This window comes from Acinetobacter sp. TGL-Y2, from assembly GCF_001612555.1.
Classification (GTDB): domain Bacteria; phylum Pseudomonadota; class Gammaproteobacteria; order Pseudomonadales; family Moraxellaceae; genus Acinetobacter.
In genome coordinates this window covers 3,342,633-3,368,728 of the sequence record NZ_CP015110.1, presented here as the reverse complement: position 1 = coordinate 3,368,728, position 26,096 = coordinate 3,342,633, and the positions used below count along the sequence as shown (strand labels likewise).

Below are 26,096 nucleotides of genomic sequence, written 5' to 3'. Positions count from 1 at the left end.
CAAAGATAAAAGTTATTATGGTTATACTGAGCATTAAGTAATGTGTTTTATAGATGAGCAAATACATTGCAGAACCAAGTAAAATAGATGAAATAATAATAGACTTCTTTCATAAATCATTTTTTACTCAGCTCAAAGTTATAAATTCCAGCAATTAAATTGAATCTCAAGCCCAATCTTTTGCCTCGGTTTCGATAACGTTCCGAAAGAATCTTAAACTTTTTTAAACTGCCGAATACAGGCTCAATTCCGATTCTTCTTTTATTGATTTCACGATTATAACGTTTTAGTTCAGGATCCAGTTTACAGCGCCTTTTGGCTTTGAATGGCAACAGGCGATAGAATACACAATATAAATCCCTTGATAGCCTTTATCTACAAGGATGAAAGCCCCTAAAGGTATCTGCTTTAAATTTCGTTTGAATAGCTCGAAATCATGTACTGCACTGCGACTACTACACAAACTCAGAATTTGCTGAGTTTTATAGTGAATTATGGCCTGTACTTTAAAGGTGTGCGTCTTTTTCTTACCGCTATAGCTTTTCTTCTGTTTTTTTGGGTCTTTGTATTGGAATTTCTGTGGCATCCACGATCACAACATTCCAGTCAATGCCTCCGCCTTCGGGTAAAGCTTTGGGTAAATTAAACAATTTAGACTGAATCAGGCATTCTTCAACATGACGTACAATTCTTGAAGCTGTCGGCTCTGAAACCCCATAACTCGTCGCAACGTGAAATAAAGTTCGGTATTCCCGCCAATAACTAAGACAGAGCAGAACCTGATCTTCCAAGCTTAACTTGGGTGGTCTGCCCTTGGCAGGGATATTCATTTTCAATTGCTCAACCATTGAATAGAAGGTTGACCATGAGATGCCTGTATATCGCTTGAACTGATAATCAGAAAGCTTTTTTGAATCGATGTATTTCATCCGTAGATTATGCACCAATGCCAAGAAATCCGGAGTGCAAATATTGACCAAAAGAATGGTCACTTTTTGATTTATGAAAGAGATCTAATATTTATGGTATAGCTGGATTTAAATTTTAAGCTACATTTCCTTCAAACCCAAATCGAGTGCTTCTTCTATCGTTTTGTCTAACCGGACAGCGATATTTTTGACTTTGGATTTTAGCACTGACCATGCTTTTTCAATTGGGTTTAAGTCTGGACTGTAAGCAGGCAAGCACATGATTCTACAGTTAAAGTCTGTGGCTGGTTTTTTGATATTCCCATTCTTATGAATCGAAGCGTTATCTAGAATCAGCAGATGCCTCTTGGTCTTATCCTGATTATTTTAGTTAAATTTTCAAGTAGATATCTCAGCCATCCCGTGAACATTGCTCGATCGCATGAATCTTGAAAAAACCAAAGGGTAAAGGAACTCATATGCCGAATTAGACCTCACAGCACTGATGATACTTAATCTTTTCCCATGACCACCCAATTTTAAAGCAGGGCAACGACTGCCTAGTCTAGACCAACCACATTGCGCTGTATCTGTGGTGTTTATTCCAGATTCATCAATATAAAGAATCTGATCTTATCCAAACTCCTCTTTCCATTGCGGAAGAAACCAGTTGAATACAGCCCTTGTTATTTTATCGGCTTGCTTGTAGAGAAAACTCTTTTTTTACGTGTCCAACCAAGCCTATGAATGGCTTTTAATAGGGTTGAGTAAAGGATTGGATACCCAAACTTTTGTTCAAATAAAGGAATGAGATCTTTCACTTGAGAAAATTCAGTAGTTTGAACAAAGTGTTTGAAAACGTCCATATCCTTGATTTTAGTGGGTCGACCTGCATTGATTTTAGGCTGTTTCAATTCTCCAGTAGTGTTCTGAAGAAAGATCCAGTCATCCAAAGTGGTCCAAGATATTTTGAAAGTTTTATATGTGTGTGATTTGTGATTGTTTTCTTGATAAAACTGCATGACTTTTTCACGTAAATCCACTGAATATATTTCAGGCATAATCTTGATCAAATGAATTTTTAATCATTGTATCCTAAAATAGGATTGCAGCTATATCAGTTATACCCAATCTACTTAATATAATCATTAGACTCAAATAAACGCATAGAAGTCCAAGAGTGATGGATATTTTTTTCAACGTCTGACTTCCTCTATAAATAAAAATCAAATGGGTTTTTATTTAAATTTTGTTGAATTTATCACTATGGAGAGTTAAATATTAGACGTTTCACACATAAGCGCGTGTAAGAAAAAAATTACAATTGATTAAAAAACAAACAGAGTGAATTTTATTTTTTAATCTTCAACTCATGATAAGAAAGAGAATGAGCATGCTTTTACAACTTTGTTATGCAAGCCGTCGTACTGAATTCCAAAATGATCTATTACAGGATTTAAGTGAAATTTTAGCCAAAGCTCGTGCTTTTAATCGTTCTCAAAATATTTACGGTGTACTTTATTATGCTGAAGGAATTTATTTTCAATGTTTGGAGGGAGAATCAGAGGTTGTAAAAGCACTATTTGACAATATTTACAAAGATTCTCATCATCATGATATTCACCGTTTTCCTGATCGTGAGATTGGAAAAAGCCATTTTTCACAATGGTCGATGAAATATGTCAATCAGCATGGAAAAGTCGCTAAGTTTTTTGAAAAAAAAAGGCTTTGATCATTTCGTACCGCATGATCTGGATTCGGAGAATATTGCGAATCTAATCGATCTATTGTTCAAGCTTCAAGCCAGTGATGAACACGCAAAAAATTCAATAGGTTTGAACAATAGAGGTTATCAAAATTTCTTCTAAATTTGATTCTAAGATTATTTTAATTCCCTTTTTTAAAAATAAAAAAGCCCGCTTTGCGGGCTTCATTACAGTCATATTATTCTTGTAAAGCCGCAATCAATTTACGATGCAACCCCCCAAAACCACCATTAGACATGATGACGACGGCATCACCCTCGCCTGCACTTCGAACCACAGTTTCAATAATGTCATCTAAGGTCCGTGCAACTTTGGCTTTATTTGGAGCAGCATCAATCACAGGTTGTAAGTCCCAGTCCAAACCTTCAGGTTGGTACCAAATTACTTCATCTGCCAACCGTGCAGAATAAGCCAAACCATCTTTATGGCTGCCCATACGCATAGTGTTCGAACGTGGTTCAATAATTGCCCAAAGCTTACGCTCACCTAGACGCTTACGCGCACCGTCTAAAGTCGTTTCAATTGCAGTCGGATGGTGTGCAAAGTCATCGAACACTTCAATGCCCTTGACGGTATCAAGCAGTTCCATACGGCGCTTCACGCCACCAAAATTCGAGAGCGCTTTACAGGCGGTCTCAATCGAAACACCCACATGCTCAGCCGCTGCAATCGTCGCCAAAGCATTGGCAACCGAATGCTGGCCTGTCATGCTCCATTGCACGGTACCTTTTACAATCCCATTTTTGAGGACTTTGAAATGTGAACCATCGGCAGAAAGTTGCTCTGCATAGATTTCAGCGTTTTCATGTACATCCAAAGAAGTGCGTACCACAGGTGTCCAACAGCCCTGCTCTAATACTTCATCAATATTACTTTCTGTCACAGGCGCAATAATACGACCTTGGCTTGGAATAGTACGCACTAAATGGTGGAACTGTTTTTGAATGGCAGCCAAATCATCAAAAATATCGGCATGGTCAAATTCAAGATTATTTAAAATAGCCGTTTTCGGATGGTAATGCACAAACTTCGAACGCTTATCGAAGAAAGCAGAATCATATTCATCTGCTTCTACACAAAAATATTGACCACCACCTAAACGGGCACTTTCAGTAAAACCTAATGGCACACCGCCAATTAAAAAGCCCGGTTCTAAACCTGCCTGATCCAGTACCCATGCCAGCATCGTGGTGGTCGTGGTTTTACCGTGTGTACCAGCCACACCTAAAACGTGCTTGCCTTGTAATACATGGTCGGCTAAAAACTGCGGCCCTGAAATATAAGTTAAACCTTGATCCAGCATATATTCCACAGCGTCAATCCCACGTTTCATGGCATTGCCCACAATGACTAAATCAGGATTGGGCTGTAAATGACTACGGTCATAACCTTGCATTAAAGTAATGCCTGCATTTTCAAGTTGGGTTGACATGGGTGGATAAACGTTTGCGTCTGATCCTGTCACTTGATGACCTAGGTCACGCGCAAGCAGTGCCAAAGATCCCATAAAAGTGCCACAAATACCCAAAATATGCAGGTGCATGTTTTCTAACTCCACTGCTTTTATTGACACATCACTTTGTTGTTGGTGCTGTTGTCGTGATTAATTCGAATTAAAGCCAACGATAGCAAGGGTCTAAGGGAAAAGATAGTTTTTCTTGTATCGATTATCTGGGTTTTATTTATTGGTATACAGATATTTAAACCATATTTTTTTGAAAAAAAACAAATCAATTTATCTGAATTTCATTAAAGGAACGTAAAATATGCGAAATTCGATGCGCAGATGTTCTAGATGTTGTTTTGGCCTTTATTTCTTTTGGTGATTGCCAATTGTTTTATGACTTTGGCTTGGTATGGTCATTTAAAATTTTTGCCGCATGATGCACCGCTCTGGCAAGCCATTTTATTCAGTTGGGTGATTGCTCTGTTTGAATATGGCTTGATGATTCCTGCTACACGTATGCTCTCTCAACATGGTTGGGCTGTCGGACAAATGAAGATCACACAAGAAGTGGTTACTCTACTGGTTTTTGTTCCCTTTATGGTTTTTATGTTTAAACAACCGTTTAAGCTTGATTATATTTGGGCTGCTCTATGCTTATGTGGTTGTGTTTATTTTGTATTTCGTACGCCATAACGGTGATTATTTTTTGATATTTTAATTTTTAAGCGGCTTTTCCTAAATCCTAGAAAAAAATAATAAAAATCGAGCCTTGTTTTAAGCACTGAAATTTTATGAAGTTGAATTTTCAGTCTATAATACAGGGCTCTTATTAAAGCTTGGCTCTAGTCGAGATTTATCTCTCTTAACTAATCTCTGGAAACATTGCAATGAATGCGGCCGCTTCACAAGACACACCTCTCGTTGGAATCATCATGGGTTCTCAGTCAGACTGGGCAACCCTCGAACACACTGCCAATATGTTGAAACAGCTTGGCGTACCCTTTGAAGCTGAAGTGGTTTCCGCGCACCGTACGCCAGATCGTTTATTCGAATATGCTGAACAAGCACGTGGTCGTGGTATTCAAGTGATTATTGCGGGTGCAGGTGGCGCAGCGCATTTACCGGGGATGTGTGCCGCAAAGACTGACCTGCCTGTATTGGGTGTTCCAGTAAAATCATCTATTTTAAATGGTGTTGATTCATTGCTGTCGATTGTTCAGATGCCTGCGGGTATTGCTGTCGGTACGCTTGCAATTGGTCCTGCTGGTGCAACCAATGCGGCGATTATGGCAGCGCAAATTTTGGGTCTTACTCGCCCTGAAATTGCAAAAAATGTCGCAGATTTCCGTGATGCACAGACTGAAAAAGTCGCAAGCAAAAATATTCCAGGTCAAATTTAGAACCAAGCTTATTAGGGGACATTCCTCATGTATAAAACCATTGGTATTTTTGGTGGTGGTCAGCTTGGTCGCATGATGGCGCAGGCAGCATTACCCCTCAATATTCAGTGTACTTTCTTTGAAGCAAGTACAGACTGCCCTTCCGCGGCTTTAGGTCAGGTGTTTTCAAGCAAAGCTGAAAATGGCTTGGCTAAATTTATTCAAAGTGCAGATGTTTTTAGTCTAGAGTTTGAAAATACGCCGTTGGCTGATGTTGATGTATTGAGCAAAAGCAAAGACCTCTATCCACCACGCCAAGCCTTAGCGATCGCGCAGCATCGTCTGTCTGAAAAAGCCTTGTTTGATGAACTCAATATTCCAGTTGCGCCGTATAAGGCAGTTGATTCATTAGAAGACTTAAAGCAAGCCATTACAGATTTGGGTCTACCGATTGTTTTAAAAACCGCAACTGGCGGTTATGACGGTAAGGGACAATTTGTACTGCGTCAACACGATCAAATTGATCAAGCATGGGCGGAACTTGGTCCTGCAGGTTCACTGATTGCTGAAAGCTTTGTGATCTTCTCGCGCGAAGTGTCGATCATTGCGGTACGTGGTCAAAATGGTGAGGTCAAAACGTGGCCTTTGGCGGAGAACCACCACCATAATGGCATTTTATCGCATTCGATTGTGCCTGCACCAAACAGCGCAGACTTACAACCTGCGGCGCAAGACTACATCACTCGCCTACTCAATCATTTGAATTATGTCGGCGTGTTGACGCTTGAGCTGTTTGTCACAGATAAAGGCTTATATGCCAATGAAATGGCGCCTCGTGTGCATAACTCTGGGCATTGGTCAATTGAAGGTTCAGTTTGCTCACAATTTGAAAATCATGTCCGTGCTGTGGCAGGTTTACCGCTGGGTTCAACTGACGTGATTCGCCCTACAGTGATGGTGAACATCATTGGTCAACATCCGAAATCTGAAGATGTTTTGGCTTTAAATGGCGCACATCTGCATTTGTATAACAAGACCGAGCGTGAGGGTCGTAAGATTGGACACATCACATTAATGCCAACAGATTCAGCTGAATTAACCACGCTGTGTCAACAATTGGCAACGATTTTGCCAAATCCACTGGCTTTAACTCAAGATATAATCATCTAAACGCAAAACTGCTTCTAAAAAAAGCGATCACGTCCGTGGTCGCTTTTTTAATGCCCGTGTTTCGGGCATGATTGCGCCTCTTTGAAATTGAATGCCTTTTGTCGGAAGCGCTTGAAAAAATCTGTATTTAACTTGATCAATGGTTAATAAATATTTGACGCTTTAAAAAAATAAAAATGCATTGAAGCACGCGAATGTTTTCAACTTAACTTTGAATTTAAAAATTCAAGCTTCGTCATTTTAAATTCAAAGTCTCAAAATATAACTTTAAAAACCCATTGTTTGAATTCAAAGTCTAGTAATTCATTGTTTTTGAATTCATAAAATCGCAGCTTTGAATTTAAAGATTAAAACTTTAAATTCAAAAAATAAATAATGAATTTAAAAAATATTTATTCATGTTGGCTTTGATTTGTATCAGTTAAGTTATCCACAGGCACAATATCATTTCTGTTTTTAAATTTTAAATTCAAAGTGTGGTTTATCTGCTTGTTGATATCTTTTGCTGTGTGGATAAGATTTAACTTTAAAAATGAAACTATGAATTTAAAGTGGAGAAAATGAATTTAAATTTACCATTTGGCGCTTTAATTTTTCCTTCAGAATGCTATGTTGAAGCCATAATTTAAATTTAAAAGATTAGTGGAAAGCTATGCATCGTTTATCGGTTGTTCTCGGTTCGTTATTTTTGGCGGTGACTCATGCTCAGGCTGAGCTTATTATTCATAATCAGCGTACGGCCACATCGACTTCAAGTCCTACGATTTCGACTTCAAGCCCAGCAATTTCATCTGCGCCAGTCGCGCCACAACAGTTCAATCCTCAAAATAATTTTCAAGCCTGTATTTCAAATTTACGTTCGCAAGCGATTTCTGCAGGTGTTAGTGCTTCAACCTATGATCGTTATACTCAAAACTTGACGCCGGATTATTCAGTGATTGAAAAGTTGAACTATCAACCTGAGTTCTCAACACCGATTTGGGATTATTTGTCGGGCCTTGTCGATGACGAACGCGTGGCTGCTGGAAAACAAAAGCTTGCGCAACATCATGATGTACTCAGTCGTGCATCGAGTGTCTATGGTGTGCCAGTTGAGACCATCGTTGCAGTTTGGGGGGTAGAAAGTAATTTTGGTGATATCTCAGGCAAATATCCACTATTGCAAGCTTTAGGTACCTTGAGCTGTGAAGGGCGTCGTCAAAGTTATTTCAGAGGTGAGTTTTTTGCCACCATGCGTATTTTACAGCGTGGCGACTTAACTGAAGATCAATTAAAAGGCTCGTGGGCGGGTGCGTTTGGTCATACTCAATTTATGCCAAGCACCTATGAAGAGCTTGCAGTGGATTTCGATGGTGATGGTCGTCGTGATTTGGTCTCAAGTACATCAGATGCTTTGGCGTCAACAGCAAATTTCTTGAAGAAACGCGGCTGGCAGACTGGGCAGCCTTGGGGCTTTGAAGTGAATGTACCTGTGGGTACTTCAATTTCAGGTGAAGGTCGTCGCAATAAGAAATCTTTAGCTTCTTGGGTGAATCGTGGTTTAACACGTGCAGATGGGGCACCCTTAATTCAAGGCAATTTATCTGAAAGCTCGCAAGCGGGTCTGATGTCTCCAGCAGGGATTAATGGTCCAACCTTTTTGGTCTTTAAAAATTTCGATGCTATATATAGTTATAATGCAGCAGAAAGTTATGCATTGGCGATTGCGCATTTGTCAGATCGAATGCAGGGTAAACCTGTGTTGAGTAAAGCATGGCCAACCGATGATGCAGGCACATCACGGGCAGAGCGTCGTGAAATTCAACAGTTCCTGATTAACCGTGGCTATGACATTGGGGCTGTGGATGGTTTGATTGGTGACAAAACCCGTCAAGCGATTCAGCGTGAACAAACCCGTTTGGGCTTAAGTCCAACAGGTCGTGCTGGGCAAAATATCTTGCGTGCATTTAGAAATGAAAATGCCAAACTGATGTTGCAGCAATAATCATGTTGAGCGCAGATCGACGCTTTCTGGCTTGGGTCTGCTGTGCTTGATCTAAATCTAAGACATAAAAAGGTCTGCTTGATGCAGACCTTTTTAGACTTTGCAACTGAGATTGATTAAATCGAAGAGGTATCTAGTTTTACTGCATCAAGTAAATCAAAAATAACATGGGTCACGTCTTGGCAGAGTTCACGATCATTAAAGATTTCATGCGCAGTAATGGTGATATCGGTATCGCTTGGCAGTTGTTTCTGCTCTTCTTCGATCAAGTCTTGAATCGGCAGTAAAGTCTGTTTGACTTCAAGATGTAAAACATCTTCAAACTTGATATTTTCTTCTTCAAGCTCAATCAGCTGCTGATTAAAATAAGGCAATAAAATAGAGTATAGATAAGGTTGAATTTCGACGATATCAAAGATTTCAATATCACGAGTTTCTTCAATCGTGCTGATATGATCATTTACTTCTAAAATAAGATGATAATAACTCACGGCAATCTCCTCTATATAATCAGTTCACACCATAACATGAATTATGAAAAATAGAATTTCTAAGCTTGAAATACTTAAAAAAGTATGGGTTTTCATTTACCATAATCACAATGTTAAGGTCTATTTTCAAGCAAGGCTAAATCTGCTGTGGTTAAGCTAAAGTTTTTGAAATCCTGCTGTTCAAGCACGGGATACATTAAAGAGTGAGGTTCTGCACTGTGATTGAGTCCTAAGGCATGTCCAAACTCATGAGCCAGCGTTAATCTCAAATCATCGTCTGATTGGAATTCGTAAATATTAATTTCAAGACCATTAAATAAACCTTTATCGAACAATCTGGGTTGAAAACGATGATTGAATTCATCGACGGATTGATTGAATTGTTGATTCATTTGATTGACGTTATCGACTTGAGTATTCAGCACAGCGACCTTCTGATTAAATCCTTCAATTTGCTGTTCTAATTGTTGCTGATCATACTGCAATTGTTGTTTTTGAAAATTTAAATGGCCTAAGTTTGCTTGTGAGCGTGGCTGCTGAGATTGATTAAACTTTTCAACCTGCTGGTTATAGTGATTTAATTTATCTTGATAGTTGATTTTGAGCTGGTCAATCTGCTGTTTATAGACATTTAAGTCAGATTCGAGCTGATTTAGCTTGTGTCGTTCGTTGTCTGTATAAGTACGATGTTGCTCTATATGGGTGATTTGAGTATTTCTGGCTTCTGTATCCGCTTGTCTTTGGTCATAAATCAAATTAATACTCAGCCGAGCATTGGGGTCATAAACAAAAAACTGCTTTTGCGTACCCAAAAACCAAATGTCAGTGGCTTGCTGAGCTAAATTTTGAAGCTGTTCAGGAGAAATATTAAAGCGGGGATCTACATTACCAATTCTATAACGCAAACGTGTATCTAAAGGATGCTGTAAACGATCGGTCACAGCGTTGTGATTCAACTGAGGATTGAACATCCGCTGAGAGGCGAAAAAAATCAAAACGATCACAAGTGCACATAGAAGCAGAAATCGCATAACAAGGATCTTAAAAACTATTCAATCTCAAATAATGTATAGGAAATTATAAAATTGACAATAATATGAACACACTGATTGTTGATGCTTATATAGCGCTATAGAGAAGATGATCTCAACTCGTGTCTGATACTTTATATAGAAAGAATGAAGATGGTTTAAAGACAAAATGCTATTTGAATGTGTTTTTCAAATTAAAAATGATCAAATGTGTGGAAGTAGGATGTTTTTATAGCTAAAGCCTTGCAAAAGCACATCTAGAAATGAAAAATTGAATGTAATTCAAAATAAATAATGAAAATAAAACTGCAAAATGATTAAAAAATGAGTGAAAAATCATTTATTTTATCGAAATGGTAGAAAAAACCATCACCCAGTGTAATTCAATGAAATAAGGGGTTGCGCTAGAAATAAAACTGTATAGAATACGCTGCATACCGACGAGATAGACGGAAGCGAACGAAGCTGATTGGCTGAGTTGTTAAGTTTATTGAAGTCCAGCTTCTAGCACTGACGAGGTGTTAGAAAGATCATTAAGAGATTATGAAGAACAACTTGTGTGGATTTTTACTGATTGATCGATCGAAATTATTTTCATTGATTTACTGGTAGAAATTACTCGAAGTTTATTTGAGAAATATTTGTCAGAAGATTGATGAGCCAAGATTGGTACCCTTTAAGGTACTAAGCAATATTAAACTGAAGAGTTTGATCATGGCTCAGATTGAACGCTGGCGGCAGGCTTAACACATGCAAGTCGAGCGGGGGAAGGTAGCTTGCTACCTAACTTAGCGGCGGACGGGTGAGTAATACTTAGGAATCTGCCTATTAGTGGGGGACAACAGTTGGAAACGACTGCTAATACCGCATACGCCCTACGGGGGAAAGCAGGGGATCTTCGGACCTTGCGCTAATAGATGAGCCTAAGTCGGATTAGCTAGTTGGTGGGGTAAAGGCCTACCAAGGCGACGATCTGTAGCGGGTCTGAGAGGATGATCCGCCACACTGGGACTGAGACACGGCCCAGACTCCTACGGGAGGCAGCAGTGGGGAATATTGGACAATGGGGGGAACCCTGATCCAGCCATGCCGCGTGTGTGAAGAAGGCCTTTTGGTTGTAAAGCACTTTAAGCGAGGAGGAGGCTACTTGGATTAATACTCTGAGATAGTGGACGTTACTCGCAGAATAAGCACCGGCTAACTCTGTGCCAGCAGCCGCGGTAATACAGAGGGTGCAAGCGTTAATCGGATTTACTGGGCGTAAAGCGTGCGTAGGTGGCCAATTAAGTCAAATGTGAAATCCCTGAGCTTAACTTAGGAATTGCATTCGATACTGGTTGGCTAGAGTATGGGAGAGGATGGTAGAATTCCAGGTGTAGCGGTGAAATGCGTAGAGATCTGGAGGAATACCGATGGCGAAGGCAGCCATCTGGCCTAATACTGACACTGAGGTACGAAAGCATGGGGAGCAAACAGGATTAGATACCCTGGTAGTCCATGCCGTAAACGATGTCTACTAGCCGTTGGGGTCTTTGAGACTTTAGTGGCGCAGCTAACGCGATAAGTAGACCGCCTGGGGAGTACGGTCGCAAGACTAAAACTCAAATGAATTGACGGGGGCCCGCACAAGCGGTGGAGCATGTGGTTTAATTCGATGCAACGCGAAGAACCTTACCTGGTCTTGACATACAGAGAACTTTCCAGAGATGGATTGGTGCCTTCGGGAACTCTGATACAGGTGCTGCATGGCTGTCGTCAGCTCGTGTCGTGAGATGTTGGGTTAAGTCCCGCAACGAGCGCAACCCTTTTCCTTATTTGCCAGCGGGTTAAGCCGGGAACTTTAAGGATACTGCCAGTGACAAACTGGAGGAAGGCGGGGACGACGTCAAGTCATCATGGCCCTTACGACCAGGGCTACACACGTGCTACAATGGTCGGTACAAAGGGTTGCTACCTAGCGATAGGATGCTAATCTCAAAAAGCCGATCGTAGTCCGGATTGGAGTCTGCAACTCGACTCCATGAAGTCGGAATCGCTAGTAATCGCGGATCAGAATGCCGCGGTGAATACGTTCCCGGGCCTTGTACACACCGCCCGTCACACCATGGGAGTTTGTTGCACCAGAAGTAGGTAGTCTAACCTTAGGGGGGACGCTTACCACGGTGTGGCCGATGACTGGGGTGAAGTCGTAACAAGGTAGCCGTAGGGGAACCTGCGGCTGGATCACCTCCTTAACGAAAGATTGACGATCGGTAAGAATCCACAACAAGTTGTTCTTCATGAAGATGTATCTGAGGGTCTGTAGCTCAGTTGGTTAGAGCACACGCTTGATAAGCGTGGGGTCACAAGTTCAAATCTTGTCAGACCCACCAATCTAACGAACGAAGATGAAGCAATTCATCGGAGTGAAGGATAAGAAGATATATCGAATCTATATGATAAGCTGGGGACTTAGCTTAGTTGGTAGAGCGCCTGCTTTGCACGCAGGAGGTCAACGGTTCGACTCCGTTAGTCTCCACCAAATTTCAAGACAAGAAAAGCATGCTTTTCCTTGAAATTTAAAGCAAGAAGCTATGCTTCGCGCAGGCTTTAATCAAACGAAGCGATGTTCGAATGCAAAACAAGCAAACAGCTAGATAGCTTATAGAGATTAACAAGTACAAGCATTAAGATATGCGGACTTGGTAATCTCTGTGATTTATCACAGTTTCTAGACCTGACGAAGGCTAGAGCAATCATTAACAGAATATATTTGAGTTGAAATAAATTGTTTAAGGCTCAGAACTAAATTGACATTGAATTGTTACACGCAAGTGAAACGATTGAATGAAAGTGAAGTGATGAGAAACTAGCGATTAACTGAATCAAGCGTTTTGGTATATGAATTAGATTGAAGCTATATAGTGTTTAAATACACGAAACAACGAACTGTATGAAGTAACGTAAGTGACTTCTGTCCTAGTACTGCTTGTAAAGTACTACGACTGTTTGGGGTTGTATAGTCAAGTAATTAAGTGCATGTGGTGGATGCCTTGGCAGTCAGAGGCGATGAAAGACGTAATAGCCTGCGATAAGCTCCGGGGAGGCGGCAAATATCCTGTGATCCGGAGATTTCTGAATGGGGAAACCCACTTACCATAAGGTAGGTATTGCAACATGAATACATAGTGTTGCAAGGCGAACGAGGGGAAGTGAAACATCTCAGTACCCTTAGGAAAAGAAATCAATTGAGATTCCCTTAGTAGCGGCGAGCGAACGGGGAAAAGCCCATTAAGTCATATAAGTTCTAGTGGAATGCTCTGGGAAGTGCAACCGTAGTGGGTGATAGTCCTGTACACGAAAGGGCTTATATGATGATGTCGAGTAGGGCGGGGCACGTGAAACCTTGTCTGAATATGGGGGGACCATCCTCCAAGGCTAAATACTCCTGACTGACCGATAGTGAACCAGTACCGTGAGGGAAAGGCGAAAAGAACCCCTGTGAGGGGAGTGAAATAGATCCTGAAACCGCATGCATACAAGCAGTGGGAGCCGGCATTGAGTCCGGTGACTGCGTACCTTTTGTATAATGGGTCAGCGACTTACATTCAGTAGCAAGGTTAACCGAATAGGGGAGCCGTAGAGAAATCGAGTCTTAATAGGGCGTTTAGTTGCTGGGTGTAGACCCGAAACCAGGCGATCTATCCATGAGCAGGTTGAAGGTTGGGTAACACTAACTGGAGGACCGAACCCACTGTCGTTGAAAAGCCAGGGGATGACTTGTGGATAGGGGTGAAAGGCTAATCAAGCCTGGTGATAGCTGGTTCTCCCCGAAAGCTATTTAGGTAGCGCCTCGGACGAATACCATTGGGGGTAGAGCACTGTTTCGGCTAGGGGGTCATCCCGACTTACCAAACCGATGCAAACTCCGAATACCAATGAGTACTATCCGGGAGACAGACTGCGGGTGCTAACGTCCGTAGTCAAGAGGAAAACAATCCAGACCGCCAGCTAAGGCCCCAAAATTATAGTTAAGTGGGAAACGATGTGGGAAGGCATAGACAGCTAGGAGGTTGGCTTAGAAGCAGCCATCCTTTAAAGAAAGCGTAATAGCTCACTAGTCGAGTCGGCCTGCGCGGAAGATGTAACGGGGCTAAAACTATATGCCGAAGCTGCGGATTTGCAATTTATTGCAAGTGGTAGGGGAGCGTTCTGTAAGCCGATGAAGGTGGATTGAGAAGTCTGCTGGAGGTATCAGAAGTGCGAATGCTGACGTGAGTAACGACAAAACGAGTGAAAAACTCGTTCGCTGAAAGACCAAGGGTTCCAGTCCAACGTTAATCGGGGCTGGGTGAGTCGACCCCTAAGGCGAGGCCGAGAGGCGTAGTCGATGGGAAATTGGTTAATATTCCAATACTTCTGTGTAATGCGATGAGAGGACGGAGAAGGTTAAGTCAGCCTGGCGTTGGTTGTCCAGGTGAAAGGTAGTAGGCATGCATCTTAGGCAAATCCGGGGTGCTCTATGCTGAGAACTGATAGCAAGCTAATTTATTAGCGAAGTGGCTGATACCATACTTCCAGGAAAAGTCTCTAAGCTTCAGTTACACAGGAATCGTACCCTAAACCGACACAGGTGGTCAGGTCGAGTAGACCAAAGCGCTTGAGAGAACTCTGCTGAAGGAACTAGGCAAAATGGTACCGTAACTTCGGGAGAAGGTACGCTGTCGACGGTGATGGAATTTACTTCCTGAGCTATTGATAGCCACAGAAACCAGGCCCCTGCAACTGTTTATTAAAAACATAGCACTCTGCAAACACGAAAGTGGACGTATAGGGTGTGATGCCTGCCCGGTGCTGGAAGGTTAATTGATGGGGTTAGCGTAAGCGAAGCTCTTGATCGAAGCCCCAGTAAACGGCGGCCGTAACTATAACGGTCCTAAGGTAGCGAAATTCCTTGTCGGGTAAGTTCCGACCTGCACGAATGGCATAATGATGGGGGCGCTGTCTCCAGCAGAGACTCAGTGAAATCGAATTCGCCGTGAAGATGCGGTGTACCCGCGGCTAGACGGAAAGACCCCGTGAACCTTTACTGCAGCTTGACATTGAACTTTGATCTTACTTGTGTAGGATAGGTGGGAGGCTTTGAAACTTGGACGCTAGTTCAAGTGGAGCCAATCTTGAAATACCACCCTGGTAATATTGAGGTTCTAACTCTGCTCCATAATCTGGAGCGAGGACCATGTCTGGTGGGTAGTTTGACTGGGGCGGTCTCCTCCTAAAGAGTAACGGAGGAGTACGAAGGTGCGCTCAGCGTGGTCGGAAATCACGCGTAGAGTATAAAGGCAAAAGCGCGCTTAACTGCGAGACCCACAAGTCGAGCAGGTACGAAAGTAGGTCTTAGTGATCCGGTGGTTCTGTATGGAAGGGCCATCGCTCAACGGATAAAAGGTACTCTGGGGATAACAGGCTGATACCGCCCAAGAGTTCATATCGACGGCGGTGTTTGGCACCTCGATGTCGGCTCATCTCATCCTGGGGCTGAAGCAGGTCCCAAGGGTATGGCTGTTCGCCATTTAAAGAGGTACGCGAGCTGGGTTTAGAACGTCGTGAGACAGTTCGGTCCCTATCTACCGTGGGCGTTGGAAATTTGAGAGGATCTGCTCCTAGTACGAGAGGACCAGAGTGGACGAACCTCTGGTGTACCGGTTGTGACGCCAGTCGCATCGCCGGGTAGCTATGTTCGGAAGGGATAACCGCTGAAAGCATCTAAGCGGGAAGCCTACCTCAAGATTAGATTTCCCTAGGACTATATGTCCTCTAAAGAGCCGTTGAAGACTACAACGTTGATAGGTTGGATGTGGAAGCATAGTGATATGTGAAGCTGACCAATACTAATTACTCGTGAGGCTTGACTATACAACACCCAAACAGTTGGTGTTGTTGATCTAATTGATACAAAAACCTTGATTTAGTAATCGCAAGTACCTAAACTGCAACTCAAATATTATTCTGTTAATAACTCTTTTGGTAGAACGCCTTGGCATCTAAATAAGACCAATGCAAGTATCCATAAACAGTTGTGCTGGCGACAATAGCAAGAGTGAACCACCTGATCCCTTCCCGAACTCAGAAGTGAAACCTCTTCGCGCTGATGGTAGTGTGGGGTTACCCATGTGAGAGTAAGTCATCGCCAGCTCATTAATTCCTAAAACACCCCCTTCATCTTAATGATGAAGGGGGTGTTTTTTATTGGGATTTTAAAATATGAGGATAAAAAGCTTGCTGAAATTGAGGTTCATTCACTCAATCGACATGATTTCGACATGATTTCGACATGATTTCGACATGATTTCGACATGATTTCGACATGATTTCGACATGATTTCGACATATGAATGTCATCCAAATGCCCTACAAAGAATAAGATGAAAATAAAAGATTAGATAAATCATGAGATTGTTTAAATATTCAGCACTAGTACTTTCGTTAACTGCACTTTTAGGTTGCAATGATTCTCATTAAGATGAAGTAGAATCAATCAAGCCGATCACAGCACCAACTTTAGTGGGATTTTCAAAATTAGACGTCACAACTTATGCTGAAGGACCTGATTCAGGTAAAGATGTGAAAGGTGCCAATGGCATTTTTCCAATGTTTAAAGGGCAGCCTGTGCAGGGTTTTTCTGCAGCATTAAAGAATAAAGATGGTACCTATTTGGTGATGTCGGATAATGGTTTCGGTGCACAAGATAACTCGTCTGATTATTTGCTTCGTCTTCACTATATTTCTACTGATCTCAGGACAAAGCATAGCGGGCAGGGTCAAGTTCAGCATTTGTCGTATATCCAACTGAAAGATCCCAATAAACTGATTCCCTTTGATATTGTGCAGGAAGGCACACAGGAACGCTTGCTTACTTGGGGCTGATTTTGATCCTGAATCAATGCAACGTGCGCCTAATGGAGATATCTGGATAGGCGATGAGTTTGGCCTCTATCTGCTACATTTTAATGCAGAAGGCGTTTTACAAAGTCCTCCAATTTCGCTTCCCCATCCAACCTTAGCAAATGCTGAATTAAGATCGCCTCAAAACCAGCTGAATAAAATAGCGAATAATATTGTAGAGCCTTTGGTCCAGCGTAGCGGTGGTTTTGAAGGGATGGCGATTTCAACAGATGGTCAATTTTTATATCCCCTTATTGAAAAGCCTTTGGTGAATGAACTTCATGCACGATTACTCATTTCCGAGTTCGATATACAAAAGAAAGCTTAGACAGGCAAAACCTATTATTTTGATTTAGACAGTAAGGCAACAGCCATTGGTGATTTTCAGCTTTCTAATGCAAATGAAGGCATCATTATTGAACGGGATGACACTGAAAATAATATCGCGGGCTATAAGAAGTTAATTAAAATCAAATTTCAAGATCATAGAACATCAGTACAGCGTTCAGAATTAGTCAATTTAATGGATATCGTAAATCCTGATTTATTGTTTGGCACGCCTCGTCAGGGCGATATTGCAACAGGTGAGCGCTTTGGATTTCCATTTCAAACCATTGGAGATATTATTATTGAAGGTCCAGATTTGATTACTGTGTTGAATGATAATAATTTTCCGGGTTCAAGTGGCCGAAATAAACATTTGGCGGATGACAATGAAGTGATTCAAATTAAACTTCCCGCTAAATTATTTTAATGGAATCAGTTGAGTAGGGCCCTAAGCATCTTAATAAATTACTCTTATCAATCGCTATCGCATTTAAGTAAGCAAGAAGGTTGCCAGTGTAAAAGCCATAGTAGCTTTTTTAAAAAAAATCTAAATGCTCAAGTATTAAGATTTTTGGAAAATTTTAAATCTGTTTAAAAACCAAAATTCTATTCAATCGCATTTGCCATCAAGTTACCTTGAGCAGCTTCCGCAATCAAACGATCATGGGTTGCTCGATCTCGCGTTAAACCAGGTAGACGGTATTCAGTATGTCCATAGTCATGGATTTTCGTCCATCGCCCCCCCCAAACCAGCCCTACAGACTCAGCAGTTTGACCATAAAGCTGATAGCCTCTCATTGCCCATGGATCACGCTCTGAAATCACCACTTTGCCATCACGTTTAAAGGCAACATCTGCTGCAAGCCCAAATTGATGAAAGCTTCGATAAGCCGTTGCTAGGGTTGTGGCTTTATTCTGCGATAAATTATTTTGTCGTGCAGGACTACGATAGCCTTCTAACAATACCAGCTCATAACCATGTTGTTCCTTCATGATTTTAAAGACCATGAGTAAGCGCTGTTTATAGCGCGGATGCATTTTGTCCCATTTACGATTCACCATAGACGTATCAAGATGGCCATTGGAAAACTCGGCATTTTCTACGACATTTGGAATCGCGGTTGAGCCAATGACCCCAGCTTGTGCTGTATATTCTGCTTCAAGACGCACCGCTTCTATAATCGCAGCATCCACCAGTGCTTCTTCTACCACCGGAGGGGGAGAGAGAATATCACCATTCAGTAAGTTATAAATTTGAGGGTCAGAGACTCTTAAATAGTTGGCTTCAACGCGAGTAGGGTCGATAGGTTGGGTAAATGCGAATAGCATAATACTGGACAATAATAAAAAGCCTGCAACCAGAATCCACCACTGTTGTAAATGCCAGTGTGATTGGGTTTGTTCAATGGCTGCCGCATGATTCATCTGCTGGGCGAAATTTTTGGCAGAGATCAGTCTTTTTTTACCGTGCGGAAGTAGGCCATGAATAAAATCTTTCGATTTTGTGCGTAATTCATAGGACATCATCAGTGCCAGTGCAAACACAAGCACAATGAAACTTACGATAATAAAAACAATCACGGAATTTATTCTTTCACTGAACGAGTAACTGCAATTTGCACTGTGGCATGAGGAACCTCATAGTCTGCTTCTTTTTCGGCAGCTTTGGCTTTCTGAGGCTCTTTAGCAGCAGTTTTCGCTGTCATTGGCTCGGGTTTAACCGCAGCTTTAACTGTAGGTTGTGCAGGAACAGACGTTTTGCCTGGTAAAGCTTTCTCAGGGAGGCTAGGTTTAGGTCTAGGTACAGCTGCGGCAGCTACAGGTTTGGGTGCTGGCTTAAAAGTATCAAATGGATTTCCACTGGGTTTCGGTTCAGCTACTGTTGCAACAGGCGCTTCTTTTTTATGTTGGAATACTTGCGTGATTTCATTTAATTTCGGCTGAGGCTGATTAAAACCTTCATGCTCGTCATCCATTTCGACTTCAGGGGCTTGTTCAACGGCTTGATTGTTTTGATCGGTTTGCGCAGTGAGTGTCTCAGTCGTCGGCTTAGGGGGCACGGCAGCAATGGATTCAGCCGATTTATGATTTTGAGTCTGTATCGCAGCTGAGCTTGAATCTTCTTTCAAGAAAGTAAAAAGTAATACCGACGTGGCAATCACACCAAAAGCCGTTCCAATTATGCCAAACAGCATGGGAGAGAATTTTTTCGCCTTTTTGTTCGGTGTGAGTACCCGTATTACTTTTTTTTCTTGAGTCATATTCTTATTCTTTATGGTAAGTGAATGGTGATATGGGCTTGTTCAGCAGGGGCACTAATCACATTATTGTACTGAGCCATTGCCGTTTGATCTTGCTTATTGAGCATATAACGCAGACCACTAAAAGCAAGTAAAGCAAACAAGAGTAAGAACAGTAGAATCCAGGTGAATGGAAGCTCGCGGTGGATGATATTTTTAATCTGATCAGGTAGTGCTGAAAATGGAGAGAATGCCGCTTTCTTACCTTTTAAATAATCAATTTCATCACCGACACGTGCCACGAGATGATTTAAACTTTCAATCGACTCAATGCGATACTTGCCTTGAAAGCCCAGCAGTAAACAGTAATGAAACACTTCGAGTGCGGCAAGACGGTCTTTTCCACGCGCGCGAATATGTTCGAGCGTATCAAAGAAACGATAGCCTGCTAACTGAGAACCAAAAAGACTGAGCTGTAATGGACTAATCAGCCATGCATTTTGCAAATGAAAAAAGCTTGGATCTTGTTGAGTGACAATGGTTTCATCCAGCAAAGCACAATAAGCATATTTGGCATCATGGATATCTTCAGCAGAAAATTGTAGCTTTTTGGCTTGCTGCTCAAAGCGATTCAACTGATCCATGATTTTATTTCTAAACGTTTCAGGATGATCAGGCAAATATTGGTTTTTGATTAAAAACACAATATAAAAACCATCATGCATCAGATCGACCAAATTGGTCGCCTGACTGATTTTGGCTTGACTATGTGGGGTTGAGCCTGCCCCAATTTGACCATCATCAAACAGGGAAGGCGCACCATTCGGTAAATTCATGATTCTCTCCTTATGATCCGTTCATCACAGCGATTAATTCGATGGTGATGTCTTGGAAACCTGCTGGCACATAAATACAGATGGTTTCAGAATCAAGCATGCGTTGGTACAAATCATGATGAGGTTCTATTTCAAAATAATTCACGCCCGAGCGTACAGGAATGGCAGTAGGAACCTGCATTAAGTGATGAATTGGAATCGCTGGAAGTGCTGAGACCACACGCTGTTCAACATCGACCGTGGTACCCACTTTAAAGCGTAACGGTACAATCTGAACCAATTCATGCGTTTGCATCATGGTACTCGACACCGCAATATACAGGCGTGAATCACGCGTGATTTTGTCAGACTCAAGACTACCGACCCAATAAGATGGTCGAATTTCTTTCAAGCCAATATTGATATAACGGCTTGAAATAATGGTATCCAATAAATCACGCAAAATTAGATCCAGCTGACTAAAGCTTTCTTGTAAATTATGATGCTTATATTGCGGTAAATGATCGACTTCATAGGCAGTCGAGAAGGTCAGAAGAGAGCCTGTTAAGCGTAGTAATTCAAAGAATAAACGTTCAGGATGAATCTGAGGATGTTGCAATAAATGGCTGAGGGTTGAATGCGCGGTATTCAGTGCATTGACCAACCAAAATGAAACGATATCGCCTGAACGAAACTCGATCAGTTTCTGTTCATTTTCACGGTTATTGGTTTGAATAGTTTTAATTTTGGCCTTAATCACATTTAAAGTACGTTTTAAATTGCTGACCAGAGATTCACAGGCTTCAATATGCAAAATAGGCGGAATAAATTTAGCATCAATTTCAAAAGAGCCTGAACTTTGACGCTTAATTTTCCCTATGGGTAAATATAAGAAACCGTCCAGATCATGATTTGGATCAACATTTGCATCGAGTAACTTTAATTCTGCACGTCTACGCACTAAGGTGATTTCAGCAGGTGAGGCGTCGGTATACAAATCATGGGTTTCATTGAGATATGAATGATAACGACTTGGCTGAGCCGAACCTTCAAATGCGACGTTCTTTTTATTCGGTTGTAAAATAGAGAGAGCCAAATAAATAGTCACTTCACCACGCAAATTTAAATCATCAAGTTGCACTGGTTCAGGCAACAAATCACGACTGGGCGCAGCATAAATTTCGCCATCTTGCCAAATCATTTCAACGCTTTCTAAAGCCAGCACATGCGTGCCCAGCTGAGTTTCGTCAAAACGAAGCGCTTGAACGCCATAGGCAAACGGGATCATCGAACGAATGGTTTGATTCAGTCGCTGCTCATGATAAGTGTCTTGTAATTGAAAGTGTTGCGGTCTTAAAAATAAACCTTCACCCCAAAGTATTTTTTCCGCTTTAAACATACTTAATTACCATTGATTCGTTTCATTTGAGTTGTTCTGAACGCCAAGCAATTCTTGAACAGACTCGAGAGGGTTATCATTTTTAATCACTTGCGCTAACCATTCATGTAAAGGCATATGGCTCCACTTAATGGTTTTTTGCAGCATATAACTGACCGGACTATGGGGTTCATTGGCCTGAAAATAATCTGCGATATCTTGAAGTACTTTCATCGCCTGTTCACGGTTCTGTAAGTGACTTTGTGGTTGTGGCTGAAACGATTGCTGGTTTTGATTATTATTCATGATCAGCGGCACATTTTGAATGTCATCAGCATGTTCAATAGCACTTTGCTCAACAGCAGCAGATGGACTTGCAGCTGCGGTATCGAATGCATCCGCTTTATAAATTTTTCTGAGCATTTTTTGAATGCTGTCGAGCTGCGAATCGATACTGGCAAAACTAGGGGCATCAAACTCCATCAGTTGATCAAGAACTTGCTTTAAAGTATTCCAATGCACCAATATTTCAGTGAAATGTTGATAATTTTGAAATTGAAAGCTTTTTGAGCTATTGAAAAGTGCTTGGTCAAACTGTTCTAAATCTACAGATTGATTCACATGATTAGAATCATCCGTATTTTTTAAGCGATTGTTTTGTTGATGTAAAATTTTCTCATAATCGAATAATGAGTAAAAGGGCTGGGTATTTAAAAGCGGCACTTGCTTAATCAATGCAGGCAGCTGAGTGGTTAAACCTTGCAATAAACCTAAACGCTGATCTAGATCATCATCTTCAATTTCGGGATAGATTTTGAGCCAATATTGTTCCAGCATTCGATGCGCCAGTTCTAAACTCTTGGCAATGCCTTCAAAACCATACAGATGACCCCACGACTCGCTTAACCACGTCAACAAACGAATATCTTTGGTTTTATGAATCAAAAGTTCGCTAGACTTATTGGCGACGAAGTGCCAATCGGCTTGCTTAGGCTCAGCCACCCAATCGCCTAAATCTAACAGTGGATCATCTTGGATTTTCGCCTTTTTAATTTCATGAAACTCGTTAGAAAATGAAAGATCATCTCCGCAGATGTCATCAGCTGAAACAGGCTGTAATAATGTTTCGAGTTCTAAACTCATAATCATACTAATCTCGTCATTACGGATTAAGCTTCCGTTTCTTTCACTTTTTTGGTGGCGCGTTTTTTAGCCGGCTTGTCGACTGGATCCAAAACGTACTCAATATCATTGTCTTTGCTGTCAATCTTGATCAGCTTCGGTAATTTTTGATCTGCTAGAGCGATTAAAATTTGAGTTGCCAATTCAGGCAAAACGCTTGAACTTAAGATGTGATCAACATTACGTGCACCACTGTCGACCTCAGTACAACGACTCAGTAACAGCTCCACAAGGTTGTCACTGTATTCAACTTTGGTTTGATATTGCTTTTCAATTCGCGCGGTAATTTTGCCCAATTTGTGATGAATAATACGCACTAACAAATCATCGTGTAATGGGAAGTAAGGCACGATGCGCATACGCCCTAAAAATGCAGGTTTGAATTGTTTATATAAACTTGGCTTTAAGTGTTCCAACAATTCTTCTGCACTTGGCCACTCTTCAACAGGTTGATTGAGACAAGCTTGCATAATCGCACTGGAGCCCGCATTGGAGGTCAACAAAATCGTGGTATTTTTAAAATCAATTAAACGACCTTCACCATCTTCAAGCACGCCCTTGTCAAAGACTTGATAAAACAGCTCTTGGACATCTGAGTGAGCTTTTTCAATTTCATCAAGTAAAACAACGCTATATGGATTACGTCGCACCGCTTCGGTAAGTACACCACCTTGACCATAACCGACATAACCTGGAGGTGCGCCTTTAAGCGATGATACCGTATGTGCTTCTTGGTACTCGGACATATTGATGGTGATTAAGTGTGATTCACCGCCATAAAGCTCATTGGCAAGTGCCAACGCCGTTTCAGTTTTACCGACCCCACTTGGACCCACCAACATGAACACGCCTTGAGGCTTATTCGGATCTTCAAGTTTTGCTTTAGAGGTTTTAATGCCTTGGACCAGTTGATGTAAGGCGTAGTCTTGTCCCATCACCCGCTGTTCAAGTTTTTCTTCCAAACTTAAAATTTGTTTGATTTCATCACTGACCATTTTGCCCACAGGAATACCGGTCCAGTCAGAAATGATTTCATTGATAATAAAGGCGTTGACTCGTTCAAACACCAAAGGCGCCTGACCTTGAAATGCAGCCAGTTCAGCACGGATCTTGGCAGTCTCTGCTTGAGATTGCTTATTTTTCTCTAGATCAGCGGGATCGGTCTCTTGCGCTTCAAGTGCCTTAATTTGATGGATTAAAGCGAGCTCTTTTTGCCATCTTTGTTCAGTATCTTCAACATCCTTTGCTAAACGCTCGATACTGTCTTTCAGTTGAGCTAAGCGTTCTTGGTGAATCGGGAAATGTTGATGTTCATTTTCTAAAATATTCAGTTCAAGGTTGAGATTATGCTGCTGAGCTTTGAGCTGATCCAATTTTACCGGTTGTGCATTTTGCGTCAGCGCAACCCTTGCCGCTGCCGTGTCTAACACGCTAATGGCTTTGTCTGGCAGTTGACGACCAGTAATATAACGATGAGAAGAATGCACCGCGGTCACAATGGCTTCATCATCAATTTGTAAATTAAAATGATTGGCCATGACAGGAATCATGGCACGGAGCATATCAATTGCGACGGCTTCAGTCGGCTCTTCCACTTTAACCACTTGGAAACGACGGCTCAACGCGGCATCTTTTTCAAAGTATTGTTTGTATTCCGCCCAAGTGGTGGCTGCAATGGTACGTAGCTCGCCTCGTGCCAGCGCAGGTTTGAGCAAGTTCGCCGCGTCGTTTTGACCTGCCTGACCACCAGCGCCAATTAAGGTGTGCGCCTCATCGATGAAAATAATGATGGGATGTGCTGAACTTTGAACTTCTTTAATGACCTGCTTTAAACGATTTTCAAATTCACCTTTGACACTGGCGCCCGCTTGAAGAAGTCCCATATCTAAGACATGAATATGAACATTTTTTAATGCATCAGGTACTTCGTTGTTGGCAATTTTGAGCGCTAAGCCCTCAACCACAGCGGTTTTACCTACACCTGGTTCACCAGTTAAAATGGGGTTATTCTGACGACGACGCATCAAAATATCCAACATCAGGCGAATTTCAAATTCACGACCAATGACAGGATCAATTTTTCCACTCAAGGCTTTTTCAGTCAGATTAATCGTGTATTGGTCGAGAGCAGGGGTCTTTAAATTGGGCGTTTCAGCTTGATCATCAGAGACCGTTTCACTAATTGTTTCAGCAGGCTCAGAATTCACTTCGTTTTCAACACTTTTAATACAAAGCTCTAAAAACTTATGTTTCATGGTGTCGATAGGAAACAGATCGAACAGGCTCGAAGCGCGAATCGCAATTTGATAAAGATCAGGCGCGGTCAGTAAAGCGACCAACAAATGTCCACTACGAATCACAGGTTTTTGTTCAGCCGAGGCCAATAACCAAGCTTGTTCAAGTAAGCGAACAATGGACTTTGCAAAGATGGGTGTACGTGCATTGCCCTTAGGAAGCTGTGAAATAGTTTCTTTTAAATCATCCACTAAGCCGTCTTTTGAGATCTTGTATTTTTCTAATAAAAGTAACAAATCATTTTTTTGAGCTTGATTGAGAAGCTCATACAGCAAATGTTCAATTTCGATTTCGTAGTTTTGTTGATTTATACAGAAATTGGCTGATTTTTCTAAAGCAGTTCTTGTTGTTGTCGATAATTTTGTAATTAAAATTTTCAAATTATTCATTTGATCTCTCAATAAGATTATTTATATTTTACTTAACAATAAACAAAGTAACCGGTTTATATTTTGATTAGCAAATTGCTAAACATATAAAAAACAACGGTTTTTAATATTAGCTTTTAAAGCCTTAAGTTTTATTCTACATAATTATTTTTCAGAAAAAAACCATAGTTAAGTATCAAACTACAACGAAACTATATAATTTTGTAACTGAAATATGATAATTGTATCACTACAATGACACGAATTACCTTGACGTATATAACGTTTTTCTAGTTAAATTTTAAGCAATATAAATAATACGAATTCTTTTTTGGTGAGTTTGGGGTGGTTGAAATCCTTCAATTCGGCAAAAATTATAGAATCTAGTATT

The 26,096-nt window shown here is 41.3% G+C and carries 18 protein-coding genes, 2 tRNA genes, 3 rRNA genes and 2 pseudogenes; 11 read left to right on the top strand and 14 right to left on the bottom strand.

Annotated elements, in window-relative coordinates:
- Positions 1-116: 116 nt before the first annotated feature.
- From AMD27_RS19310 to AMD27_RS16075, 5 genes and pseudogenes are all read right to left on the bottom strand, one after another.
- Positions 117-332 (bottom strand): transposase family protein, encoded by a 216-nt coding sequence (locus AMD27_RS19310; protein ID WP_212846454.1) that lies wholly within the window; start codon positions 330-332, stop codon positions 117-119.
- Positions 287-586 carry a transposase gene (locus tag AMD27_RS19305; protein ID WP_212846453.1) on the bottom strand — a complete coding sequence of 100 codons (300 nt, stop codon included), beginning with the start codon at positions 584-586 and terminating at the stop codon, positions 287-289. The genes AMD27_RS19310 and AMD27_RS19305 overlap by 46 nt, the downstream gene beginning before the upstream one ends.
- Positions 534-929, bottom strand: coding sequence for a transposase family protein (locus tag AMD27_RS18930; RefSeq protein ID WP_067662552.1), 396 nt, complete (start codon positions 927-929; stop codon positions 534-536). The genes AMD27_RS19305 and AMD27_RS18930 overlap by 53 nt, the downstream gene beginning before the upstream one ends.
- 120 nt (positions 930-1,049) lie before the next feature.
- Positions 1,050-1,526: pseudogene (locus tag AMD27_RS19240) on the bottom strand (transposase).
- 68 nt (positions 1,527-1,594) lie between these two features.
- The gene (locus AMD27_RS16075) at positions 1,595-1,969 is read right to left on the bottom strand and encodes an IS630 transposase-related protein (protein WP_067662548.1); all 375 of its coding nucleotides are present in this window, start codon (positions 1,967-1,969) and stop codon (positions 1,595-1,597) included.
- Positions 1,970-2,301: 332 nt separating this feature from the next.
- Between AMD27_RS16075 and AMD27_RS16070 the strand changes: the two genes are divergently transcribed.
- Positions 2,302-2,640 carry a BLUF domain-containing protein gene (locus tag AMD27_RS16070; protein WP_067662545.1) on the top strand — a complete coding sequence of 113 codons (339 nt, stop codon included), beginning with the start codon at positions 2,302-2,304 and terminating at the stop codon, positions 2,638-2,640.
- Between the two features lie 212 nt (positions 2,641-2,852).
- On the opposite strand, the gene mpl is transcribed toward AMD27_RS16070, so the two are convergent.
- On the bottom strand, positions 2,853-4,217 hold the full coding sequence (gene mpl / locus AMD27_RS16065; protein ID WP_067662542.1) for a UDP-N-acetylmuramate:L-alanyl-gamma-D-glutamyl-meso-diaminopimelate ligase: 1,365 nt from the start codon (positions 4,215-4,217) through the stop codon (positions 2,853-2,855).
- 252 nt (positions 4,218-4,469) lie between these two features.
- Here mpl and AMD27_RS16060 point away from each other — a divergent pair, with 252 nt between their 5' ends.
- The 4 genes from AMD27_RS16060 to AMD27_RS16045 all read left to right on the top strand — a co-directional run bounded on the left by AMD27_RS16060 (position 4,470) and on the right by AMD27_RS16045 (position 8,654).
- Positions 4,470-4,814, top strand: a complete 345-nt coding sequence (locus tag AMD27_RS16060; protein WP_067662539.1) for a DMT family protein — start codon at positions 4,470-4,472, stop codon at positions 4,812-4,814.
- A 194-nt stretch (positions 4,815-5,008) separates the two neighbouring features.
- Positions 5,009-5,521 carry a 5-(carboxyamino)imidazole ribonucleotide mutase gene (purE, locus tag AMD27_RS16055; RefSeq protein WP_067662536.1) on the top strand — a complete coding sequence of 171 codons (513 nt, stop codon included), beginning with the start codon at positions 5,009-5,011 and terminating at the stop codon, positions 5,519-5,521.
- A gap of 27 nt (positions 5,522-5,548) precedes the next feature.
- Positions 5,549-6,670: a 5-(carboxyamino)imidazole ribonucleotide synthase gene (locus tag AMD27_RS16050; protein ID WP_067662533.1), complete on the top strand. Its 1,122-nt coding sequence runs from the start codon at positions 5,549-5,551 to the stop codon at positions 6,668-6,670.
- A 652-nt stretch (positions 6,671-7,322) separates the two neighbouring features.
- Positions 7,323-8,654, top strand: a complete 1,332-nt coding sequence (locus tag AMD27_RS16045) for a lytic murein transglycosylase (RefSeq protein WP_067662530.1) — start codon at positions 7,323-7,325, stop codon at positions 8,652-8,654.
- Positions 8,655-8,770: 116 nt separating this feature from the next.
- Here AMD27_RS16045 and AMD27_RS16040 read toward each other — a convergent pair whose 3' ends face one another.
- Positions 8,771-9,145, bottom strand: a complete 375-nt coding sequence (locus AMD27_RS16040) for a hypothetical protein (protein ID WP_067662527.1) — start codon at positions 9,143-9,145, stop codon at positions 8,771-8,773.
- A 113-nt stretch (positions 9,146-9,258) separates the two neighbouring features.
- The gene (locus AMD27_RS16035; protein ID WP_067662524.1) at positions 9,259-10,176 is read right to left on the bottom strand and encodes a matrixin family metalloprotease; all 918 of its coding nucleotides are present in this window, start codon (positions 10,174-10,176) and stop codon (positions 9,259-9,261) included.
- A 696-nt stretch (positions 10,177-10,872) separates the two neighbouring features.
- Between AMD27_RS16035 and AMD27_RS16030 the strand changes: the two genes are divergently transcribed.
- From AMD27_RS16030 to AMD27_RS16005, 6 genes and pseudogenes are all read left to right on the top strand, one after another.
- Positions 10,873-12,410 (top strand): 16S ribosomal RNA (locus AMD27_RS16030).
- 61 nt (positions 12,411-12,471) lie between these two features.
- Positions 12,472-12,548, top strand: a tRNA-Ile gene (locus tag AMD27_RS16025).
- A 73-nt stretch (positions 12,549-12,621) separates the two neighbouring features.
- Positions 12,622-12,697 (top strand) — tRNA-Ala (locus AMD27_RS16020).
- Positions 12,698-13,176: 479 nt separating this feature from the next.
- Positions 13,177-16,071: ribosomal RNA gene (locus AMD27_RS16015) — 23S ribosomal RNA — on the top strand.
- Positions 16,072-16,236: 165 nt separating this feature from the next.
- A 5S ribosomal RNA gene (gene rrf, locus AMD27_RS16010) occupies positions 16,237-16,351 on the top strand.
- Together the 16S, 23S and 5S rRNA genes with 2 tRNA genes alongside form the textbook arrangement of a ribosomal RNA operon.
- A 353-nt stretch (positions 16,352-16,704) precedes the next feature.
- Positions 16,705-17,854, top strand: a pseudogene (locus tag AMD27_RS16005) (esterase-like activity of phytase family protein); the annotation flags it as partial.
- A gap of 179 nt (positions 17,855-18,033) precedes the next feature.
- Here AMD27_RS16005 and AMD27_RS16000 read toward each other — a convergent pair.
- The 6 genes from AMD27_RS16000 to tssH are packed head-to-tail and all read right to left on the bottom strand — an operon-like array spanning position 18,034 to position 25,726.
- Positions 18,034-18,954: a M15 family metallopeptidase gene (locus AMD27_RS16000; RefSeq protein ID WP_212846471.1), complete on the bottom strand. Its 921-nt coding sequence runs from the start codon at positions 18,952-18,954 to the stop codon at positions 18,034-18,036.
- Between the two features lie 59 nt (positions 18,955-19,013).
- Positions 19,014-19,688, bottom strand: coding sequence for a hypothetical protein (locus AMD27_RS15995; RefSeq protein WP_067662518.1), 675 nt, complete (start codon positions 19,686-19,688; stop codon positions 19,014-19,016).
- A gap of 11 nt (positions 19,689-19,699) precedes the next feature.
- Positions 19,700-20,503: a type IVB secretion system protein IcmH/DotU gene (icmH, locus tag AMD27_RS15990; protein WP_067662515.1), complete on the bottom strand. Its 804-nt coding sequence runs from the start codon at positions 20,501-20,503 to the stop codon at positions 19,700-19,702.
- Positions 20,504-20,513: 10 nt separating this feature from the next.
- Positions 20,514-21,881: a type VI secretion system baseplate subunit TssK gene (tssK, locus tag AMD27_RS15985; protein WP_067662512.1), complete on the bottom strand. Its 1,368-nt coding sequence runs from the start codon at positions 21,879-21,881 to the stop codon at positions 20,514-20,516.
- Positions 21,882-21,887: 6 nt separating this feature from the next.
- On the bottom strand, positions 21,888-23,003 hold the full coding sequence (gene tssA, locus AMD27_RS15980) for a type VI secretion system protein TssA (RefSeq protein WP_067663103.1): 1,116 nt from the start codon (positions 23,001-23,003) through the stop codon (positions 21,888-21,890).
- Between the two features lie 26 nt (positions 23,004-23,029).
- The gene (gene tssH, locus AMD27_RS15975) at positions 23,030-25,726 is read right to left on the bottom strand and encodes a type VI secretion system ATPase TssH (protein WP_067662509.1); all 2,697 of its coding nucleotides are present in this window, start codon (positions 25,724-25,726) and stop codon (positions 23,030-23,032) included.
- Between the last annotated feature and the right edge of the window lie 370 nt (positions 25,727-26,096).

Bases quoted from the DNA above. Each gene is read 5' to 3' on its own strand.
- AMD27_RS16075 (WP_067662548.1), bottom strand. From the start codon at position 1,969: ATGCCTGAAATATATTCAGTGGATTTACGTGAAAAAGTCATGCAGTTT.
- AMD27_RS16035 (WP_067662524.1), bottom strand. From the start codon at position 10,176: ATGCGATTTCTGCTTCTATGTGCACTTGTGATCGTTTTGATTTTTTTC.
- tssH (WP_067662509.1), bottom strand. From the start codon at position 25,726: ATGAATAATTTGAAAATTTTAATTACAAAATTATCGACAACAACAAGA.
- tssK (WP_067662512.1), bottom strand. From the start codon at position 21,881: ATGTTTAAAGCGGAAAAAATACTTTGGGGTGAAGGTTTATTTTTAAGA.
- icmH (WP_067662515.1), bottom strand. From the start codon at position 20,503: ATGAATTTACCGAATGGTGCGCCTTCCCTGTTTGATGATGGTCAAATT.
- AMD27_RS16000 (WP_212846471.1), bottom strand. From the start codon at position 18,954: ATGATGTCCTATGAATTACGCACAAAATCGAAAGATTTTATTCATGGC.
- purE (WP_067662536.1), top strand. From the start codon at position 5,009: ATGAATGCGGCCGCTTCACAAGACACACCTCTCGTTGGAATCATCATG.
- AMD27_RS16060 (WP_067662539.1), top strand. From the start codon at position 4,470: ATGTTGTTTTGGCCTTTATTTCTTTTGGTGATTGCCAATTGTTTTATG.
- mpl (WP_067662542.1), bottom strand. From the start codon at position 4,217: ATGCACCTGCATATTTTGGGTATTTGTGGCACTTTTATGGGATCTTTG.
- AMD27_RS16070 (WP_067662545.1), top strand. From the start codon at position 2,302: ATGCTTTTACAACTTTGTTATGCAAGCCGTCGTACTGAATTCCAAAAT.
- tssA (WP_067663103.1), bottom strand. From the start codon at position 23,003: ATGAGTTTAGAACTCGAAACATTATTACAGCCTGTTTCAGCTGATGAC.
- AMD27_RS16050 (WP_067662533.1), top strand. From the start codon at position 5,549: ATGTATAAAACCATTGGTATTTTTGGTGGTGGTCAGCTTGGTCGCATG.
- AMD27_RS18930 (WP_067662552.1), bottom strand. From the start codon at position 929: ATGAAATACATCGATTCAAAAAAGCTTTCTGATTATCAGTTCAAGCGA.
- AMD27_RS15995 (WP_067662518.1), bottom strand. From the start codon at position 19,688: ATGACTCAAGAAAAAAAAGTAATACGGGTACTCACACCGAACAAAAAG.
- AMD27_RS16045 (WP_067662530.1), top strand. From the start codon at position 7,323: ATGCATCGTTTATCGGTTGTTCTCGGTTCGTTATTTTTGGCGGTGACT.
- AMD27_RS19305 (WP_212846453.1), bottom strand. From the start codon at position 586: ATGCCACAGAAATTCCAATACAAAGACCCAAAAAAACAGAAGAAAAGC.